The 16,978-nt window shown below is 62.6% G+C and carries 17 protein-coding genes and 2 pseudogenes; 10 read left to right on the top strand and 9 right to left on the bottom strand.

The window, feature by feature from the left end; all coding sequences use genetic code 11:
* The first annotated feature begins 3 nt into the window (after positions 1–3).
* Genes SR908_RS07660 through SR908_RS07650 form a run of 3 tightly spaced genes read left to right on the top strand, consistent with a single transcriptional unit; the run spans position 4 to position 3,071 of the window.
* The gene (locus tag SR908_RS07660; RefSeq protein WP_075368668.1) at positions 4–1,287 is read left to right on the top strand and encodes an ABC transporter substrate-binding protein; all 1,284 of its coding nucleotides are present in this window, start codon (positions 4–6) and stop codon (positions 1,285–1,287) included.
* A gap of 60 nt (positions 1,288–1,347) precedes the next feature.
* Positions 1,348–2,232: a carbohydrate ABC transporter permease gene (locus tag SR908_RS07655; RefSeq protein WP_097021589.1), complete on the top strand. Its 885-nt coding sequence runs from the start codon at positions 1,348–1,350 to the stop codon at positions 2,230–2,232.
* Entirely contained in the window at positions 2,229–3,071 is an 843-nt protein-coding gene (locus tag SR908_RS07650; protein WP_097021590.1) for a carbohydrate ABC transporter permease, read from the top strand. Before SR908_RS07655 ends, SR908_RS07650 begins: the two co-directional genes overlap by 4 nt.
* Positions 3,072–3,087: 16 nt before the next feature.
* Here the strand turns inward: SR908_RS07650 and SR908_RS07645 are convergent, their stop codons facing one another.
* Complete coding sequence (locus tag SR908_RS07645) at positions 3,088–3,339, bottom strand: hypothetical protein (protein ID WP_246925086.1); 252 nt, start codon at positions 3,337–3,339, stop codon at positions 3,088–3,090.
* A gap of 18 nt (positions 3,340–3,357) precedes the next feature.
* Here SR908_RS07645 and SR908_RS07640 point away from each other — a divergent pair.
* Positions 3,358–3,616: pseudogene (locus SR908_RS07640) on the top strand (IS630-like element ISHsp2 family transposase); the annotation flags it as partial.
* Positions 3,617–3,742: 126 nt separating this feature from the next.
* Here SR908_RS07640 and SR908_RS07635 read toward each other — a convergent pair.
* The 3 genes from SR908_RS07635 to uraD all read right to left on the bottom strand — a co-directional run bounded on the left by SR908_RS07635 (position 3,743) and on the right by uraD (position 6,583).
* Complete coding sequence (locus tag SR908_RS07635; protein ID WP_246924980.1) at positions 3,743–4,792, bottom strand: homocysteine S-methyltransferase family protein; 1,050 nt, start codon at positions 4,790–4,792, stop codon at positions 3,743–3,745.
* Positions 4,793–5,116: 324 nt separating this feature from the next.
* Positions 5,117–5,947, bottom strand: coding sequence for an IclR family transcriptional regulator (locus SR908_RS07630; protein WP_246924972.1), 831 nt, complete (start codon positions 5,945–5,947; stop codon positions 5,117–5,119).
* 111 nt (positions 5,948–6,058) lie between these two features.
* Entirely contained in the window at positions 6,059–6,583 is a 525-nt protein-coding gene (gene uraD / locus SR908_RS07625; protein WP_246924969.1) for a 2-oxo-4-hydroxy-4-carboxy-5-ureidoimidazoline decarboxylase, read from the bottom strand.
* 128 nt (positions 6,584–6,711) lie between these two features.
* Here uraD and uraH point away from each other — a divergent pair, with 128 nt between their 5' ends.
* Together uraH and SR908_RS07615 are read left to right on the top strand one after the other, a co-directional pair.
* Positions 6,712–7,068 carry a hydroxyisourate hydrolase gene (gene uraH, locus SR908_RS07620; protein WP_246924966.1) on the top strand — a complete coding sequence of 119 codons (357 nt, stop codon included), beginning with the start codon at positions 6,712–6,714 and terminating at the stop codon, positions 7,066–7,068.
* A gap of 50 nt (positions 7,069–7,118) precedes the next feature.
* Entirely contained in the window at positions 7,119–7,862 is a 744-nt protein-coding gene (locus tag SR908_RS07615) for a GntR family transcriptional regulator (protein WP_246924963.1), read from the top strand.
* A gap of 38 nt (positions 7,863–7,900) precedes the next feature.
* Here the strand turns inward: SR908_RS07615 and SR908_RS07610 are convergent.
* The 3 genes and pseudogenes from SR908_RS07610 to SR908_RS07600 form a co-directional block, all read right to left on the bottom strand.
* Positions 7,901–9,356 (bottom strand): annotated as a pseudogene (locus SR908_RS07610) (NCS1 family nucleobase:cation symporter-1).
* 48 nt (positions 9,357–9,404) lie between these two features.
* Positions 9,405–10,754: an NCS1 family transporter gene (locus tag SR908_RS07605; RefSeq protein ID WP_246924960.1), complete on the bottom strand. Its 1,350-nt coding sequence runs from the start codon at positions 10,752–10,754 to the stop codon at positions 9,405–9,407.
* Positions 10,755–10,976: 222 nt separating this feature from the next.
* Positions 10,977–11,708: an aspartate/glutamate racemase family protein gene (locus SR908_RS07600; RefSeq protein ID WP_246924957.1), complete on the bottom strand. Its 732-nt coding sequence runs from the start codon at positions 11,706–11,708 to the stop codon at positions 10,977–10,979.
* Positions 11,709–11,977: 269 nt separating this feature from the next.
* On the opposite strand from SR908_RS07600, the gene puuE reads away from it, so the two are divergent.
* The 3 genes from puuE to SR908_RS07585 are packed head-to-tail and all read left to right on the top strand — an operon-like array spanning position 11,978 to position 14,275.
* The gene (gene puuE / locus SR908_RS07595) at positions 11,978–12,919 is read left to right on the top strand and encodes an allantoinase PuuE (RefSeq protein ID WP_378075724.1); all 942 of its coding nucleotides are present in this window, start codon (positions 11,978–11,980) and stop codon (positions 12,917–12,919) included.
* A gap of 17 nt (positions 12,920–12,936) precedes the next feature.
* Positions 12,937–13,764 (top strand): bifunctional allantoicase/(S)-ureidoglycine aminohydrolase, encoded by an 828-nt coding sequence (locus SR908_RS07590; RefSeq protein WP_246924953.1) that lies wholly within the window; start codon positions 12,937–12,939, stop codon positions 13,762–13,764.
* A gap of 22 nt (positions 13,765–13,786) precedes the next feature.
* Positions 13,787–14,275: an ureidoglycolate lyase gene (locus SR908_RS07585; protein ID WP_246924950.1), complete on the top strand. Its 489-nt coding sequence runs from the start codon at positions 13,787–13,789 to the stop codon at positions 14,273–14,275.
* A gap of 28 nt (positions 14,276–14,303) precedes the next feature.
* Here SR908_RS07585 and SR908_RS07580 read toward each other — a convergent pair whose 3' ends face one another.
* Both SR908_RS07580 and SR908_RS07575 read right to left on the bottom strand, forming a co-directional pair.
* Complete coding sequence (locus SR908_RS07580) at positions 14,304–15,068, bottom strand: cytochrome c oxidase assembly protein (RefSeq protein WP_246924947.1); 765 nt, start codon at positions 15,066–15,068, stop codon at positions 14,304–14,306.
* Positions 15,069–15,082: 14 nt separating this feature from the next.
* Positions 15,083–15,553 carry a DUF2243 domain-containing protein gene (locus tag SR908_RS07575; protein ID WP_097021602.1) on the bottom strand — a complete coding sequence of 157 codons (471 nt, stop codon included), beginning with the start codon at positions 15,551–15,553 and terminating at the stop codon, positions 15,083–15,085.
* Between the two features lie 194 nt (positions 15,554–15,747).
* Here SR908_RS07575 and chrA point away from each other — a divergent pair, with 194 nt between their 5' ends.
* The gene (chrA, locus tag SR908_RS07570) at positions 15,748–16,947 is read left to right on the top strand and encodes a chromate efflux transporter (protein ID WP_246924944.1); all 1,200 of its coding nucleotides are present in this window, start codon (positions 15,748–15,750) and stop codon (positions 16,945–16,947) included.
* Positions 16,948–16,978 lie beyond the last annotated feature (31 nt).

Here is a 16,978-nt window from a genome sequence, read left to right as displayed (position 1 = left end):
CCCATGCGTACACGCATCCCGCTTGCCCTTTCAGCACTTACTGCGGGCCTGTTAAGCGCCGGTCAGGCCGTCGCCGATGACCCTGTCGAACTCACCATGTACTACCCGGTCGCCGTCGGTGGTGCACTGACCGATGTCGTCGATGACTTGGTCGAAGAATTTGAAAGCGGACATCCCGATATCGACGTGGAGGCGATATACGCCGGCAACTACGATGACACTCGTGTACGAGCCATGTCCGCCATCGAAGCCGGCGATACGCCTCAGCTATCGGTACTGTTCTCTATCGACCTTTACGAACTACTTGAGCAAGACGCCATTGTTGCCTTCGATGATCTGGTTGAAACCGACGAAGAGCGCGAATGGCTCGACAGTTTCTACCCTGGGTTGATGGAAAATGGCCAGTTGGATGGCAAAACCTACGGTATCCCTTTCCAGCGTTCGACCATCGTGCTGTATTGGAACAAGGACGCCTTTGAGGCCGCCGGTCTTGACCCCGACACGCCGCCCGAGAACTGGGAGGAAATGGCCGAGATGGCGGCCACCGTGCGTGAAGCTTCCGACGGCGAGCAGTGGGGCGTCATGGTGCCTTCCACCGGTTATCCCTATTGGATGTTCCAGGCTTTCGCGTTTCAGAACGGCCATCGATTGATGAGCGAAGACGGCACCGAGGTGTATTTTGACGACCCTGCCGCCGTCGAAGCGCTCGAATACTGGGTATCACTCGCGGATGAATACGATGCGATGCCGGACGGCACCATCGAGTGGGGCACGCTGCGCCAGAACTTTCTCGAAGAATCCACTGCAATGATGTGGCACACCACGGGCAACCTGACCGCTGTGCGTAAAGAGGCGGACTTTGATTTTGGCGTTGCCATGCTGCCGATGAAAACCCAGCGCGGTAGCCCGACGGGCGGTGGCAATTTCTACGTTTTCAAAGACGCCAGCGAGGAAGAGCAGCGCGCGGCGATGACGTTCATACGCTGGATGACTGCCCCCGAGCGTGCCGCCGAGTGGTCGATTGAAACTGGCTATATGGGCGTCAGCCCCGCTGCCTACGAAACCGAGGCGCTGCGTGAGTATGTGAACGACTTCGCACCTGCGGCGGTGGCGCGTGACCAGCTAGATCACGCGACAGCGGAGCTTTCCACCTATCAGGGCGGTCGCGTTCGCCGTGCCCTGGATAATGCCGTACAAGCAGCGCTAACCGGTCAGATGACCCCGAAAGAGGCACTTGAGCAAGCGCAGCAAGAAGCCGAGAGCGCATTGCGCCGCTACGCTCGCTAACGCAGTTCTCCATGCTCGCCGGGGTGCGCCCCGGCTTTTTCCGAGGTGCGGCATTTCATCATGACGTTAACCGCCCATCGCAAAATGCAGCTGTATGGTGCGCTGTTATTGCTGCCCGCCGCTGTGCTGTTGGCTACCTTCGCCTACTTGCCGACGGTCATGACCGTTATCAACAGCCTGTTTTTACCCGGCTTTCGTGGCGAACCCGCTGAGTTTGTCGGGATTGAGAACTATCAGATGCTGTTCGATGACCCTACGTTTTGGCAGGTGGCACGCAACAACCTGCTTTATGCGTTGGGCACCATTCCTACTTCCATCGCGCTGGCCCTGGGCATGGCGCTGTTCGTCAATGGCAAGCTGCCGGGGCGCGGCTTTGTGCGCATGGCCTACTTTACACCGACCATCCTGCCGATGATCGCTGCCGCCAACATCTGGATGTTTTTCTACGCACCGCAGATCGGCCTGTTCAATAGCCTGCTGGAAAGGCTAGGGTTTTCCGGCATCAACTGGCTGGGTGACCCCAGTGTCGCGCTTGGCTCGGTCATCGTGATGTCGATATGGAAAGAAGCTGGCTTTTTCATGATTTTCTACTTGGCCGCCTTGCAGAGTCTGCCGCCGGACCTGAAAGAAGCGTCGGATCTCGAGGGGACCAGTCGCTGGAGTTTCTTTTGGCGGGTCACTTTCCCGCTTTTGATGCCCACCACTTTATTTGTACTGATCAACGCGCTGATTAACGCGGTACGGGTCGTTGATCACCTTTTCATTCTGACCAAAGGCGGGCCCAATAACGCCACTAACCTGCTGCTTTACTACGTTTATGAGAATGCCTTCTCGTTCTTTGACCGCACCACGGCGGCGACCATTACAGTCGTGATACTGCTGGTGCTGGCAGTGGTGGCCACGCTCAAGTTCACGATTCTCGACCGCAGGACGCATTACCAATGAACCTCGCCTCGGCCTATACGCCCCGCGTTCGTTACCCTGTGCTGCCATCGCTCGAGACCGTTGCGGCATGGCTGCTAGCGCTTATCTGGATTTTTCCATTGTTGTACGCGTTTTGGGCGGCCTTTCATCCTGGCGAATTCATGGTCAACCTTGAGCCGTTTGCGCCGCTCACGCTGGATAACTTCATTGAGGCGTGGGCGCAGGCGCCGTTTGGTCGCTACTACCTGAATACCTTCGCACTGGTGGCCGGCGTGGTGCTCGCCCAGTTTGTGGTGTGTACGCTGGCGGCGTTTGCCTTTGCCCGCTTTCCGATACCCGGCAAGAATGTGCTGTTCATGCTGGTGCTGATTCAGTTGTTTGTATTTCCCGAAGTGCTGATCGTCGAGAACTATCGCATCGCCAGCGGGTTGGGGCTCGTCAATACCATCACCGGTATCGGTCTGCCTTACGTGGCCAGCGCCTTTGGCATTTTTCTGCTGCGCCAGACTTTTAAAACAATCCCCCGCGAGCTTGAAGACGCCGCGCGTATCGAAGGCTGCAACTGGCTGGAAATCTTGTGGAAGGTCTACGTTCCGCTGGCCAAACCTACCTATCTTGCTTATGGGCTGGTATCGATCAGCCACCACTGGAATAACTTCCTGTGGCCACTCGTCGTCACCAACTCGGTGGAAAGCCGGCCGTTAACCGTCGGGCTGGGCGTGTTCTCCGCTCCAGAGACCGGCGTCAACTGGGCCACTGTCAGTGCGGCCACCCTGCTGAGCATCGCCCCTCTGTTGGTGGCGTTTCTATTGTTCCAACGCCAATTTGTGCAGTCGTTCTTGCGCGCAGGAATTCGTTAAGCCACGCCTACCGTTATCAATGACGACGTGAGTCCAAGACCTGGCACTTCAATCGGTATTCTGCGGCAGCCGCCCGCCCAGTCTCGTCGTGATCTCGCGGGCGGCTCGGCTCACCAGGCCGCCGAGTTCGGCGAGCCGTGCTTCGGGAATGCGTGCGGCGGATCTCGCCGAGGGCATCGCGCAGGCGGGACGGGGTGTCGAGGGTATTGGGCGTCACCTTGTCGAGGCCGCGCGTGGGGAGGAGGCGCTCGACCTCATTGCTTGGCAGCCAAGCGAGCAGTGCCTTGCCGTCTCTCGATGGCTCAAACCAATGGGAGGTGTCGGGACTCGACGGACTCCTCGATCCCTGCAGTGGCAGAACGCCAGTTATGGATGAGTACGACCATTAGCGACTTCAGGAACTGCTAGCAAAGCAGCCTCATTAGACTCGATTCTAACAGGCTCGCTTACAAGAAGAGAGCGGCAGCACGGGAAGCACAGAGCCCCTTCGCTGGGCATTGGAAAATCGTCATAGTTTCAAGCACATCCGGCCCTCACTAGCCGCACCGGCAAGCTGACCTACCCCAGCTTGCCCCTGAACGCTTATCTCACGTTCGACCGTCTTTGATATGAGGTACATCGGGTGCTCGGTGGCTATGGAACTGAGCAACCGATTAATCATGAATAATGACTTAGGCCTTTACCCCTAGGGCGGCGATATGCTCCGGCAAGCGCTCATGGGAGCCGTACATGAAGTGGTTCTCCATGCGCTCAGCAAATTGGGCGGCTTCCGGTTCACGCCCCACCGCCATGGCCACTTCGCGCACGTGCATCGGCGATGCCCCGCAGCATACGCCGAGGTAATTGACCCCTAGGGCATGAGCGTCGCGCGCAAAGGCGCCGAGCTCGTAACGGTTGCAGAACAGCGGGTCCAGGGCGGTCGGGAAGGCGCGTCCGTGGGGCGCCGGGCAGCTGCATCCCTGATTGTCGGAGAGGTTGAAGAACGTCGGCTCCTGCTCGGTGGTGCGATAAGTTACCGGCAGTGCTGCCACATGACAGGAAACGGCGTCGCGAATCTGCTGGATCCAGGGGCGCATGGTGTCCGGCCCTCTGAAGCAGTTCAGGCCGACCACGCTGGCTCCCTGCTGCTCGAGGGCGACACAGGTTTCCACGATGCCGGGGCCATCGACCATGCGGTTCTCGGCCATCGGCGCCAGGGTGACGACGGCAGGCAGCCCCTGGGCCTTGATCGCTGCCAGGGCCGCTTCGGCTTCGCCGGCATAGTAGAAGGTTTCCGCGATGATGAAATCGGCGCCTTCCTCGACGGCCCATTGCACCATCTCGTCGAACATAGCGCGCACGCTCTGCTGGGTGGCCGGATCTTCCGGGTCCCAGACGTTGCTGTTGGAAATGTTGCCGGCCATCAGGTTACCGGGCTTTTCATCGGCCACCTTGCGAGCGATCTTCAACGCAGCCCGGTTCAGCGGTTCTAGCAGCTCTTCCTTGCCGATCACCCGCATTTTTTCGCGGTGGCCGTTGTAGGTGAACGCCTGAACGACGTCCGACCCCGCATGCTGGAAATCGCGATGCAGCGCTTCCAGAGCGTCCGGGCGCAACAGCGCCACTTCGGGCACGAACTCACCGGCGGAGAGATAACCGCGCCGTTCGAGCTCGAACAGAAAGCCCTCGGCACAGATCAGGGGGCCCTGGTCGAGTCGTTGGGTGATCAGGTCTTGCGTCATGGATGAGTGCCTCGGGGGTGGTGTGCGTCTTCAATCGAGGCCGCATTTTGGCAGCCCCGTGGCTTCCACCACCAATGAAGAATTCCCACCTCAAAGTGAATCAGGCTCATGTTGATAAGGAATTCTAGTAGGGGAGTGCATACCTCATCAGCTCTGTCGCTGCAGGTTCCCCGATGATCAGATGAACGACCTGGCATCCTTTGCTGGCCGCCAAGGATGCCAGGTCGTTCATGACGCGGGTGGAAGAGCAGGCCCAGCCAATCAAGCAACGACAATCAGAGATTTTCAATGAAATGGCTAACGAGACTAAGTTAGCTTGTCTGTTCAGTCCTGAGCGCCGGGCAGCCGACCGCCCAGGCGTGCCGTGATCTCGCGGGCGGCGCGGCTCACCAGGCCACCGAGCTCGGCGAGGCGTGCTTCGGGAATACGCGCGGCGGGACCGGACACCGAAATGGCGGCGAGCGGCAGGCCGTTCTCGTCGTGCAGTGTTGCCGCCACGCAGTTGAGGCCGATGGCGTGTTCCTCGCGGTCGCAGGCATAGCCCTGACGGCGGATCTCGCCGAGGGCGTCGCGCAGACGGGACGGCGTGTCGAGGGTATTGGGCGTCACCTTGTCGAGCCCGCGCGTGTGGAGGATGCGCTCGACCTCGTCGCGCGGCAGCCAGGCGAGCAGTGCCTTGCCGACGCCCGAGGCATGCAGCGGGGCGCGCGAGCCCAGTCGCGTGATCATGCGCATCATCTGCGGCGACTCGCTCTGGGCGAGAAACACGGCCATGCCCTGATCCCGGATGCCCAGGTTGGCGGTTTCCTCGGTCTCCGCCGTCAACTGGTGCAGGAAGGGGCGGGCGGTAGCAACGAAATCGCGTGCCTCGAGGAAGGCATTGCCCACGCGGAACGTCTTGGCGTCGATGTGCCACACGCCCATCTCCGCATCCTGAGCGATGAAGCCCTGCTGGTGGAGCGCCTGCAGCAAGCGGTGCGTGGTCGACGGGGCCAGGCCCACGATCTGGGCGATATCGGACAGGGCCAGCCCGCCGGGCGCGGCGGCGAGCCCTTCGAGAATACTCAGGCCCCGCACCAACGATTGACTGTGGCCGCTGGTGGTTTTGCCGTTGCCGGCGGGGCGTCCGACCGACTTGCGTTTGCTTTCCGTCACGCTTGGCTCTCTCTCTCACGAAGCATTCATGGAAAATTCTTCCACGAATTCCGCTGCCTCGCCAGCCCACCAAAGGCGCAAGCCGCCGCTTATCCTGGCGCAGGGTTGCCTTCAGGCGGCATGGGCGTCCAGGCGGAGCCGTGCGATGCGATGGATCTGCGTGATGGCGGTGCGGCGCTCCTCGTCGGGCGTATGCGCGAGACGAGCCTCGAAGGCGTCGAGAATCTCGCGGCGATGGTAGCCCTTGACCGCCATCACGAAGGGAAAGCCGAAGCGTTCCTTGTAGGCGGCGTTCAGGCGCTCGAAGCGGGCGAGCTCCTCCGGTGTGCACTGATCGAGCCCGGCACCGGCTTGTTCCTGGGTCGAGGCCTGGGTCAGCCCGCCATCCAGCGCGACCTTGCCGGCCAGGTCAGGATGCGCGCGGATGACGGCGAGCTGGCGCTCGGCGGAGGCGGCGTCGAGCACGGCGGCCATCGCCTCGACGAGGCCCGCGGGGCTGTCATGATGGGCCGCGAGGCCGCTATCCCATGCTTCCTCGGCGATCCACGGAGAATGTTCGTAAATACTGCCGTACGCTTCCACGAAGGCTGAGCGGTCGAGCGTCGTAGGGCGTGGCGAGAGCAAGGGTTGGCGCATGCGCGTCTCCTGATGCTATGTTGTTCGCAGTTGTTGTATACAAAATAAGGGTAAGGGGTGTCGACGCATGCGTCCATCCCGCCGCGTTGCCTGTCTCTCCGTGTCATGCCGATCTGCAAGGAGCCATCATGGGTTATCTCACCACGCACGTTCTGGATACTGCGCGGGGCTGCCCCGCTCATGGCCTGCGCCTGACGCTTTATCGGCTTGACGCCGATTCCCGCCAGACGCTGGGCGAGTTCGTGACTAACGACGATGGCCGCTGCGATGGTCCACTTCTCGAAGGCGAGGCCTTTCGCGTCGGCGAGTACGAGCTGGTCTTCCAGGCCGGGGCGTATCTCGACCGCCAAAAGGAGGCGGCCGCGTCCGGTCCGCGTTTTCTGGATAGCATCCCGATACGTTTCGGCATCGACGATGCGGACGCTCACTACCATGTGCCGCTGTTGTTATCGCCATTCGGCTATTCCACCTATCGCGGTAGCTGAGCCGTGGTGGGCAATGCGATGATCAGCGCAAACGCATTCGGGAGTCGTGAATGAGCGAGTTACGTCGGGCGCATGCCGCCAGGAAAACGCGTCGCAACGAGGGCAAGGCCGGCGATGGGGCGCAGCGTCATGACGCCATCTACCGCGCGATCAGCGACGCCATCATCGAGCACCGCCTGCAGCCCGGCGCGCGCCTGCGCGAGGATGCCTTGTCGGAGGTGTTCGGCGTGAGCCGCACCGGCATTCGCAAGATCCTGCAACGCTTGGCGCTGGAGCATCTCGTCACCCTGACGCCACGGCGTGGCGCGAGCGTCTCCCGGCCCACCGCCGAAGAGGCGCGCGATGTCTTCGCCGCCCGTCAGTTGGTGGAATGCGAACTGATGGCGCAAATCGCTTCGCGCGTCACCGAGAGCGATATCAAGGCGCTGCGTGACTGTGCCAACCGCGAGCGCCAGGCGCTCAAGGCCGGTAAACAGAGCGAGGCGATCAAGCTCTCGGCAGCCTTCCATAATCAACTGGCCGCGCTGGCGGGCAATGCCACGCTCAGTGAGTTCATCGGCCGCCTGTGTTCGCGCTCGTCGCTGATCCTGGCCGTTTACGGCAACACCGGCCACCTCGGCTGTGAGTCGCACGACCACGATGAACTGATTCGCCACCTCGAAAACGGCAACGCCGATCGTGCCCGCGCCTTCATGCAGCGCCATCTCAAGGCCATCGAAGCCTCGCTCTCCATCGCCGAGGCCCCCGAGGAAACCCCGGATCTGTACGCCATCTTCGATGGCTCCCCGGCGTAAGCTCCCCCGTATCGACGGGGCATCGTAACGGCGTTTGCTTACTGCGCTACCTCGGCGGGCGTCGAGACCTGCCCGCGCATCAGGGCGTAGTAGCACACGCCGCCCAGGCCAGCACCGAGTAGCCATGCGAAGCCTTCCAACGCAGCAAGCGCCGGCACCCACACCGAGGCCAGCGAGAACAGTGCGCCGATGGCGAAAGCCGCCAGGCCGCGGCGATTCCAGCCGTTCTGGTAGTAATAGGCACTGCCCGGCGCGGTGGAGAACAGCGCCTGAACGTCCAAATGGCCTCGGCGGATGACGTAGTAGTCGATCACGATGATGCCGTAGAACGGAGCGATGATGGCGCCGATGGCGTTGACGAAGCCGGGAATGCCGATCTGACTGATCACGCTGACCCACAAGGCCCCGATGAAGAAGGCGATGATCGCCGTGATCAGCCCGCCGAGCCGGAAGCTGATACGGCGCGGGAACAGGTTGGACAAGTCATAGGCGGGTGGAATGAAGTTGGCCACCAGGTTGATGCCCACCGTCGCGGCGAAGAAGGTCAGCGCGGCGATGATTGTCAGCGGCAGGCTATCGACGCGGTCGACGATGTCCGAGGGGTTAGTCAGTGCCTCGCCGAACAGGGCGAGCGTCCCGGCGGTGATGATCAGGGCGATGAATGAGAACACCGCGACGTTGAGCGGCAGCCCGAGCCAGTTGCCGAGCCGCATGGCGCGATCGCTTTTCACGAAGCGCGCGAAGTCGCCGAAGTTGATCACCACTGCGGCGAAGTACGCGATCATGGTGCCGAGAACCGTGAAAAAGGCGCCGACGGCGCTGCCGGCGGCGTCGCTGTTACCGCTGAAGATGTTACCGATGGCTGGTAGCAGCGAGGCACCGGCTTGCCACCAGACCACGCCCATCAGCACGATCATTACCGCGTAGACCAGCGGCCCCGCCCAGTTGAGGAAGCGCTTGATGCGCTCGATGCCCGCCCAGAACATCGCTAGCTGAAAGACCCACACGATGACGAAGGCCAGCCAGGCCACACTCGACAGCCCCAGAAATTGGCCGCCCTCGGGTATGCCCAGCGCGGTCAGCAAGAGCGTGACGGCCGTGGAGGCGAAGTAGGTTTGTACGCCGTACCAGAAGATGCCGATCACCGCGCGCAGCATCGCTGGCAGGTTGGCCCCGTGTACGCCGAGGCTGGCGCGCACCACCACCGGAAACGGAATGCCGTATTTGACGCTGGGGCGCCCGGTCAGATTGACCAGCACCATGACTACCAGGCCGGCGAGAATGATGGCGGCCATGACTGCCCAGCCGTTGAGGCCGTAGCTCAGAAACAATGACGCGGCCAGGGTATAGCCGAACAGGCTCTGGATGTCGTTGGCCCAGACATTGAAGATTTCGAAGGCGCCCCAGCGGCGTTCGCCATGGGGGCAGCGGCGCCAGGTCGGCGTTGTAGAGACTTGCATCGGGCGCCGTGAGGCGCAGGTCGTTATCGTTCATGGTAGCGCTCTATATCGGTATGCAACGTCGTGGAGGACAGCGTCATCGTTATTGGTTAAAACGCCGGCAGGCCGGCCAATAGCGCATCATCAGGTAATAGGCGAGGCCGGCCGGCAGCAGGCTCGCGTACCACGAGACCGCCGAGACGTTGAGCGCCACCAGAGCGCCGATCAGCGTGGCGATGCAGGCGGCGTAATTGATGCCGCGATAAGGGCCGTTTGTGTCATAGAGCTTGTCGAGATCCAGCGTGCGCCGGCGAATGAGGTAATAATCCACCGCCATGATCGCGAAGATCGGCCCTAGAAACGCCGAATAGGTCTGCACGAATAATTGCAGTCCGGCCGCGGAATCGTCCTTGACCAGCTCCCAGGGAAAGGTCGCGAAGGCCAGCAGCCCCACGATCACGGTGGCGCTGCGGAATTTCAGCTTGAAAACGTCCATCAGTACGTAGGTAGGCGGTACCACGTTGTTGAGCACGTTGGTGGTGACCTGGGCGAAGGCGATGAACAACAGCGTGGTGATCAGAAGCGGCGGATTGTCGACGGCGTTGGCGAAGACATCGATGGGATCGGCGACACCGGTGGCACCTGAGACCATCAGCCCGATCAAGCCCATGAACAGCGTGCAGGGCAGGATCGACATGGCGTAGAGCGTGGCCAGAAGCCCCGGCCCGCTGCCGTGCTTGAGTTCGCGCGAGTAGTCGCTGGCGTTGAGGATCATGGTGCTGTAGATGCCCAGGAACAACATCGTCGCGCCCCAGAAGGGCAGTCCCCAGGTGCCGTCGATGTCGATCAGCTGTTCGCCGATGACATCGCCGTACTTGTCGAGCACGCTGAAGAACATGTAGACCAGCGAGGCCAGGATGAAGCCACTGCCGATGTTTTCCAGCCACTTGATGCCCTGAAAGCCGAACACCGACAGGGCGATCTGCAAGAGCTGGAAGGCGATGAAATAGAACACCAGATTGTCGAAGCCCAGCAGGGTCGACGACACGGCGTTCAGGGCGCCGGCGCCGATCCAGCTCTGAAATCCGTACCAGACGATGGCCGGTACCGCACGTATGAGCCCCGGTAACCGCGTGCCGGTAAAGCCGAAGGCGCTGCGTGCCTGGACCATGAAGGGAATGCCGTACTTGTAGCCGGCGGCACCGTTGATCGTCAGTGCGACGCCGATCACCACACAGCCGATGGCGATCGCCAGCGAGGCCTGCAACAGGTTGAGCGTACCGACGATGCTCGAACCCATGGCGAAGGTGCCGATCGACACGCAGCCACCGAACCAGGCCAGTAGGTACGAGAGGCGTCCCATGATGCGGGTACGCTGTGGGTCCAGGGACTCTTGTCCCGGTGCCTTGCCGGCAGGGCGCGGCCCTTCCAACGTGGCGGAGTCGCTTGTCATGACGCTTTCCTCGGGCGGGACCGTGCCCCGCGATTTGTTGTTGTGCGCCCCGCTGGGGGACGTCCGAGTGGCGTAGCGTGCTGCTGTTTATCTATCTTTCAGGCGTCTTGGTGTTTTGATTATCGGTAAGAGGACGCCGGCGATGATTTGGGCTGCTTTAGGCTTGAGCGTTAGTGAGTGTTGGTCGTGGCGCGGAAACGTGACTCCCCCCGTTTGCGGGCATTAGCGTGATAAATGGGCGAAATGGCCGGTGAAGGACTTGGGACGCGGAAAGGCGAGGTCGCCATGCTTGCTGGTGCCGAGCCCGAGGCCGACCAGCGCCTCGGCCAATTTCACGGCGGCGGTGACCCCCTCGACGATGGGGATGCCCACTTCTTCTTCGATGGTGGCACGCAAATCAGCCATGCCACCGCAGCCGAGCACGATGGCGCCGATGCCGTCTTCGTCCCGGGCGCGTCGGCAAGTTTCGATCACCCGTGTGAGGGCGGCGTCGCCGTCGTCCTCCAGGTCGAGCACGGGGATCTCTGCGGCACGGATACGACGGCAATGATGCGCGAAGCCATAGGCCTGCAGCAGATGCTCGGCGATGATGCCGGTGCGCCCCAATGTTGTGACCACTGAGAAGCGTGTGCTGATCAGGCTGGCCACGTGAAAGCCGGCCTCGGCGATGCCCAGCACCGGCGCGCGAGTTAGCTCCCGGGCCGCCATCAGGCCAGGATCGCCGAAGCAGGCGACGATGTAGGCGTCGCTGCCGTCGCGCTCCCCCTTGGCGATTTCTTCGGTCACGCCCACGGCGCTGATCGCCTCGTCGAAGTGACCTTCGATGGACACCGGGCCGCTTTCCGGTTGCGTGGCCACGATCCGGGTGCCCGGCGCCGCGATGCGGCTGGCGGACTCACCGATGCGTGTCGTCATGCCGGTGCTGGTGTTGGGGTTGATGAGGTGCAAGCGCATGGGGCATTCCTTGGGTGCGAGGCAGGACCGCGCATGTTTTGTCTACAAAATTTCTAGTATTGAATACAAAATAAGTCAATGCCGGATCGCCCTCGTGTCGGATGGCTGCCGCGCCAGACATGCCTCGAGCCGCCGAGATCCGCCGGATGGCGTTTTCGTTGGCCAGTGAGTCGAGGTACCGGCAAGGGCGCGACGAGGGATTGATTTTTTGTATACATCAACGCACGCTAAGTTAATCCGAGCGGTACAACAATAAACCGGGAGTCTTCATGGGCATGGCATCCTCCACCGATCCGTCCGACGTTTATCCACGCGATCTCGTCGGCTATGGCCGCACGCCACCGCAAGCGAACTGGCCAGGCAAGGCCCGCGTCGCCGTACAATTCGTCCTCAACTACGAAGAGGGCAGCGAAAACAGCGTGCTGCACGGCGATAGCCACTCCGAACAGTTTCTCTCCGAGATCGCCGGGGCCGAGGCCTATCCTGACCGCCACCTGAGCATGGAGTCGATCTACGAGTACGGCTCGCGGGCGGGGGTGTGGCGCGTGCTGCGCGAGTTCGAGCGGCGCGGGTTGCCATTGACCGTATTCGGCGTTGCCATGGCGCTGGAGCGTCATCCCGAGGTGGCGCAGGCCTTCCAGGAGCTGGGCCACGAGATCGCCTGTCACGGCTGGCGTTGGATTCACTACCAGAACGTGCCGGAAGCCGTCGAGCGTGAGCACATGCAGCGTGCCATCGAGATCTTCCGAACGCTCTACGGAGAGGCCCCGCTGGGTTGGTACACCGGTCGCGACAGCCCCAATACCCGGCGGCTGTTGCTCGACCAGGGCGGCTTCCTCTACGACAGTGACTACTACGGCGACGATCTGCCGTTCTGGAGCGACGTCCAGGACAGTCAGGGCCAGACGCACCGCCACCTGATCGTGCCCTACACGCTGGATACCAACGACATGCGCTTCGCCTCGCCCACCGGCTTCGACCACGGCGAGCCCTTCTTCCAGTACCTGCGCGATGCCTTCGACGTACTCTACGCAGAAGGCGCGGAAACGCCGAAGATGCTCTCCATCGGCCTGCATTGCCGACTGATCGGCCGCCCCGGACGTTTCCGCGCGCTGCAGCGCTTCCTCGATCACCTCGAGGCCCACGACCGGGTGTGGATAACCCGGCGTGTGGATATCGCTCGCCACTGGGCGGCGACGCATCCGGCTTGAATAAGGAGAGACGAGGTATGCCACAGCACACTTACTACGCCCCCCATGGTGGCTTGCCGCCGCAGAGCCAGTTGATTCATGGCCGTGCGGTGTTCACCGAGGCCTATGCGGTAATCCCCAAGGGGGTGATGAGCGATATCGTCACCAGTTTCCTGCCGCACTGGGAGAAGACCCGGCTATGGGTGCTGTCGCGGCCGCTTTCTGGCTTCGCGGAGACATTTTCGCAGTACATCATGGAGGTCTCGCCTGGCGGTGGCAGCGAGCGACCGGAGCCGGATGAAGGCGCCGGGGGCGTGCTGTTCGTGGTCGAGGGCGAGATGACGCTGACCATCGCGGGGGAAGCGCACGCGATGGGACCGGGAGGCTATGCCTATCTGTCGCCGGGCTGCGACTGGCAGCTGCGCAATGGCAGCGACGCGCCGGTGCGCTTCCACTGGATTCGCAAGGCTTACGAGTTCGTCGATGGGCTGGCAGTGCCCGAAGCCTTCGTCACCAACGACAATGACATCGCGCCGATCGCCATGCCGGATACCGACGGCCGCTGGGCCACGACGCGTTTCGTCGATCCCCAGGACGTGCGCCACGACATGCACGTCAACATCGTGACCTTCCAGCCCGGGGGCGTGATCCCGTTCGATGAAACCCATGTCATGGAGCATGGGCTCTACGTGCTGGAGGGCCGTGCGATCTACCACCTCAATCAGGATTGGGTCGAGGTCGAGGCCGGCGACTACATGTGGCTGCGGGCCTTCTGTCCGCAATCCTGCTACGCCGCCGGGCCGGGGCCGTTTCGTTACCTGCTCTACAAGGATGTGAACCGCCATATGAAACTGCGCTTGAGCTGAGACAATCCTCCGAGGAGAACGCATGCTCGAACTTACCGCCCAGCCCCTGACCGCCGAAGCCTTCGCGCCGTTCGGCGATGTCATCGACCGCCGGGACGCCGACGGCTTTCCCATCAACGGCGGTCGCACCCAGCGTTATCACGACCTGGCGCGGATCGAAACGTTCGGAGAAGGGGCTCGGCCGCTGATCAGCCTCTTCGTCAGCCAGCCCGTGACACTGCCGCTGACGCTGGACTTTCTCGAACGTCATCCGCTGGGCAGTCAGGCGTTCATGCCGCTGCACGGGGAGCGCTTCATCGTCGTCGTCGCGCCACCGGGAGAGGCCGTGGACCCGGCACGGGTACGGGCCTTCGTCACCGATGGCCGCCAGGGGGTCAACTACCGCGCCGGCACCTGGCATGCCATTCACTCGGTGCTCGACGTGGAAGGCGAGTTTCTGGTGGTCGACCGTGGCGGAGCGGGCGACAACTGCAACGAGTTCCCGCTGGCGATGCGTGTGAGCCTGCCTTGAGGCTCTCGTCGTAGACAGTCGCCGACATTCATCCCGCTGGCAGCGGCTTCCCGCGTGCGGCGCGTTGCCGTTCGCGCAACCATTGCTGCATCAACGCCACCAGCAGTAAGAGCTCGGCCAGATCGCCGCCGTAGTACATCCATTGCGCGGCTGCCTGGATCTCGCCGGGACTGGCGCCGGTGCCTGCCGGGAGCAGCCAGGCGTACATCAGTTTGCCGAGCGTGGCGTGGGTGGCGATGGCCAGGATCAGCACGCCCAGGCGTGTTCGCCAGCGCGGCCGATGCGGTGCCGGATCGGGACCGGCGATCGCCCAACTGAACAGGCAGCCGGAGATCACGAAGTGCAGATGGATGACGTGGTGCAGCCAGGGGGTGGCGATGCTCTGGGTGTACAGCGGGGTCAGATACAGCAGATACATGCCGCCGATATCGAGTAGCGCGGCGCTCAGCGGATGGCTGAGTATCCGCACCGGCATGCTGCCCAGCAGCGTGACTGTCTCCCGCGCCCGGGGCGGCGCTAGGTTGCGCAGCAGCAGGCTGATCGGTGCACCGAATACCAGTCCCAACGGCGCGAACATGCCGACCAGTAGATGCTGCAGCATGTGCCCGCGCAGGTCGTGGTGGGCGAAGGCATTGACCGGCGCGGCGAACGCCACGGCCAGCGTGATGGTACCGACGACAAAGCTAGCGCTGCGCCAGGGCGACCATGGCTTGCCGGCATGGCGGGTGCGCCACACGCCGGCGAGATACAGCGTTGCGGCCAGCAGCGCGAGCCATTGCGCGACGTTGGGCATGTACACGTCGGAGGCTAATGCTGACTTGTAGCGTGACCACGCTGGGCGCGCCTGAGCAACAGCCAGCCGATCGCCAGGACGACGACGCCGAAGCCGATCCAGGCGATGTCGTAGAGCCACAGGTTATCGACGTAGCGTACCTGATGCAGGCGCAGGATCTTGTGATCGACCACGCCATCGAAAACCTGGAAGCCCCCCGCGCCCAGCAGGAATCCGGGGCCACGGTAGCCGGGCGCCTGGCGGCCGGCGCCATGCAGTTCGATCATCATGAAGAAGCCGACCACCAGCAGGACCAGCTCGATGGCGTGCAGCACACCATCGGAGGCCAGCGCGAAGGCCGTGTCGCGATCAACGAAATGGTGCCAGGCCAGCAACTGGTGGAAGATGATTTCGTCGACTGCCGCCATGCAGCCGATGCCGATCAACGCGCTGGCCAGCAGGGTGCGGCGCGGATCGGCGTGGCTGGGATAGGGAAGGGATGACATGCAGGCCTCCTGCCGGTCAATGAATTCGTGAGCGCTCACTCCTTGAGCGCCTCTGCAATGTAGGCAGTCGAGGCCATGTGGTAAAGCGAAGACGTCCCGGAGAACACGAAACACCGCCATGGTGGCGTTCAACGGTAAGGGCGGGCACGGTGAGCGCAGGTTTCTCCTCATCCGCTTGCTCGGGGGCCGGTTCCATGCGAGATGCTCGCCACTCCGTTGAACGTATCAAGGAAGTCTTCTTTACCTTTCTGATGCTGGGCCTGACCTCCTTTGGCGGCCCCATTGCCCACCTGGGGTATTTTCGTGCCGAGTTCGTCACGCGGCGCCGCTGGTTGTCGGAGGAGGACTACGCGGATCTGGTGGCGTTGTGTCAGTTTCTTCCGGGACCGGCCAGCAGTCAGGTCGGCTTCGCCCTGGGACTGTTACGGGGCGGGGGCTGGGGAGCCGCCGCCGCTTGGACGGCCTTTACCTTGCCCTCGGCCCTGGTGCTGGTGCTGTTCGCTTCAGGAGCCGCCGCCTTGGATGGGCCGATCAGCGAGGGTGTCCTGCATGGTCTCAAGGTGGCGGCCGTGGCGATCGTCGCCCACGCCGTCTGGGGCATGGCGCACAAGCTTTGCCCGGACCAGCGGCGTGCCGGCATTGCGCTGGCGGCAGTGCTGATCGTCGTGCTGATCGGTGGTCCGGCGGGGATGATAGCGGCCATCTTAACCGGTGCGGTGGGCGGTATGCTGCTGTGCCGTGACCACGGCGATCCCGTGTCGCGAGACTTGCACTTCCCGGTGTCTCGACGCGCTGCCCAGATAGCAGCCGTGTGTTTCGTCACGTTGCTGATCGGGCTGCCTTGGCTGGCCTGGGTGTCGTCGTCCCCTATGCTGTCGATGGCTGACGCCTTCTACCGTGCCGGTGCGTTGGTCTTCGGGGGCGGGCATGTGGTGCTCCCGCTGCTGGAAAGCGAAGTCGTCCAGTCGGGCTGGGTAACGCCCGATAGTTTTCTCGCCGGGTATGGCGCCGCCCAGGCGGTGCCGGGGCCGCTGTTCACCTTCGCGGCGTACCTGGGTGCTGAGATGGGGGCGTTGTCCGTGCCGCTGCTTGGCGCGGCATTGGCGCTCATCATGATCTTCTTGCCGGGGCTGTCATTGCTGGTGGCCGTGCTGCCCTACTGGAACGTCTTCAGGCGTCTGGAACGCGTGCAGTCATTGATGCGAGGCGCGAATGCTGCAGTGGTGGGCATTTTGGGTGCCGCCCTTTACCAGCCGGTCTGGACCAGTGTGGTGGTCGGGCCTTACGAGTTTGCGTTGGCCCTGGTTGGTTTCCTGCTCTTGAGTGTCTGGAAATTGCCAGCCTGGGCGGTAGTGGCAATTCTGGCGCTCGGGGGGCTCGTCATTACGCTGTAGTGAGTGTGTAGTGTCTGGCAGAAGCCCTAGA

The sequence above is a fragment of the Chromohalobacter canadensis genome, from assembly GCF_034479555.1.
GTDB lineage: Bacteria > Pseudomonadota > Gammaproteobacteria > Pseudomonadales > Halomonadaceae > Chromohalobacter > Chromohalobacter canadensis.
Note: the sequence above shows the minus strand (reverse complement) of the source record. Positions and strands in the feature narration are given on the sequence as shown.

Coding starts and splice junctions, on each gene's coding strand:
- SR908_RS07660 (WP_075368668.1), top strand. CDS start 4: ATGCGTACACGCATCCCGCTTGCCCTTTCAGCACTTACTGCGGGCCTG.
- SR908_RS07600 (WP_246924957.1), bottom strand. CDS start 11,708: ATGCGCTTGCACCTCATCAACCCCAACACCAGCACCGGCATGACGACA.
- chrA (WP_246924944.1), top strand. CDS start 15,748: ATGCGAGATGCTCGCCACTCCGTTGAACGTATCAAGGAAGTCTTCTTT.
- SR908_RS07650 (WP_097021590.1), top strand. CDS start 2,229: ATGAACCTCGCCTCGGCCTATACGCCCCGCGTTCGTTACCCTGTGCTG.
- puuE (WP_378075724.1), top strand. CDS start 11,978: ATGGGCATGGCATCCTCCACCGATCCGTCCGACGTTTATCCACGCGAT.
- SR908_RS07575 (WP_097021602.1), bottom strand. CDS start 15,553: ATGTCATCCCTTCCCTATCCCAGCCACGCCGATCCGCGCCGCACCCTG.
- SR908_RS07605 (WP_246924960.1), bottom strand. CDS start 10,754: ATGACAAGCGACTCCGCCACGTTGGAAGGGCCGCGCCCTGCCGGCAAG.
- SR908_RS07615 (WP_246924963.1), top strand. CDS start 7,119: ATGAGCGAGTTACGTCGGGCGCATGCCGCCAGGAAAACGCGTCGCAAC.
- SR908_RS07655 (WP_097021589.1), top strand. CDS start 1,348: ATGACGTTAACCGCCCATCGCAAAATGCAGCTGTATGGTGCGCTGTTA.
- SR908_RS07585 (WP_246924950.1), top strand. CDS start 13,787: ATGCTCGAACTTACCGCCCAGCCCCTGACCGCCGAAGCCTTCGCGCCG.
- SR908_RS07635 (WP_246924980.1), bottom strand. CDS start 4,792: ATGACGCAAGACCTGATCACCCAACGACTCGACCAGGGCCCCCTGATC.
- uraD (WP_246924969.1), bottom strand. CDS start 6,583: ATGCGCCAACCCTTGCTCTCGCCACGCCCTACGACGCTCGACCGCTCA.
- SR908_RS07590 (WP_246924953.1), top strand. CDS start 12,937: ATGCCACAGCACACTTACTACGCCCCCCATGGTGGCTTGCCGCCGCAG.
- uraH (WP_246924966.1), top strand. CDS start 6,712: ATGGGTTATCTCACCACGCACGTTCTGGATACTGCGCGGGGCTGCCCC.
- SR908_RS07580 (WP_246924947.1), bottom strand. CDS start 15,068: ATGCCCAACGTCGCGCAATGGCTCGCGCTGCTGGCCGCAACGCTGTAT.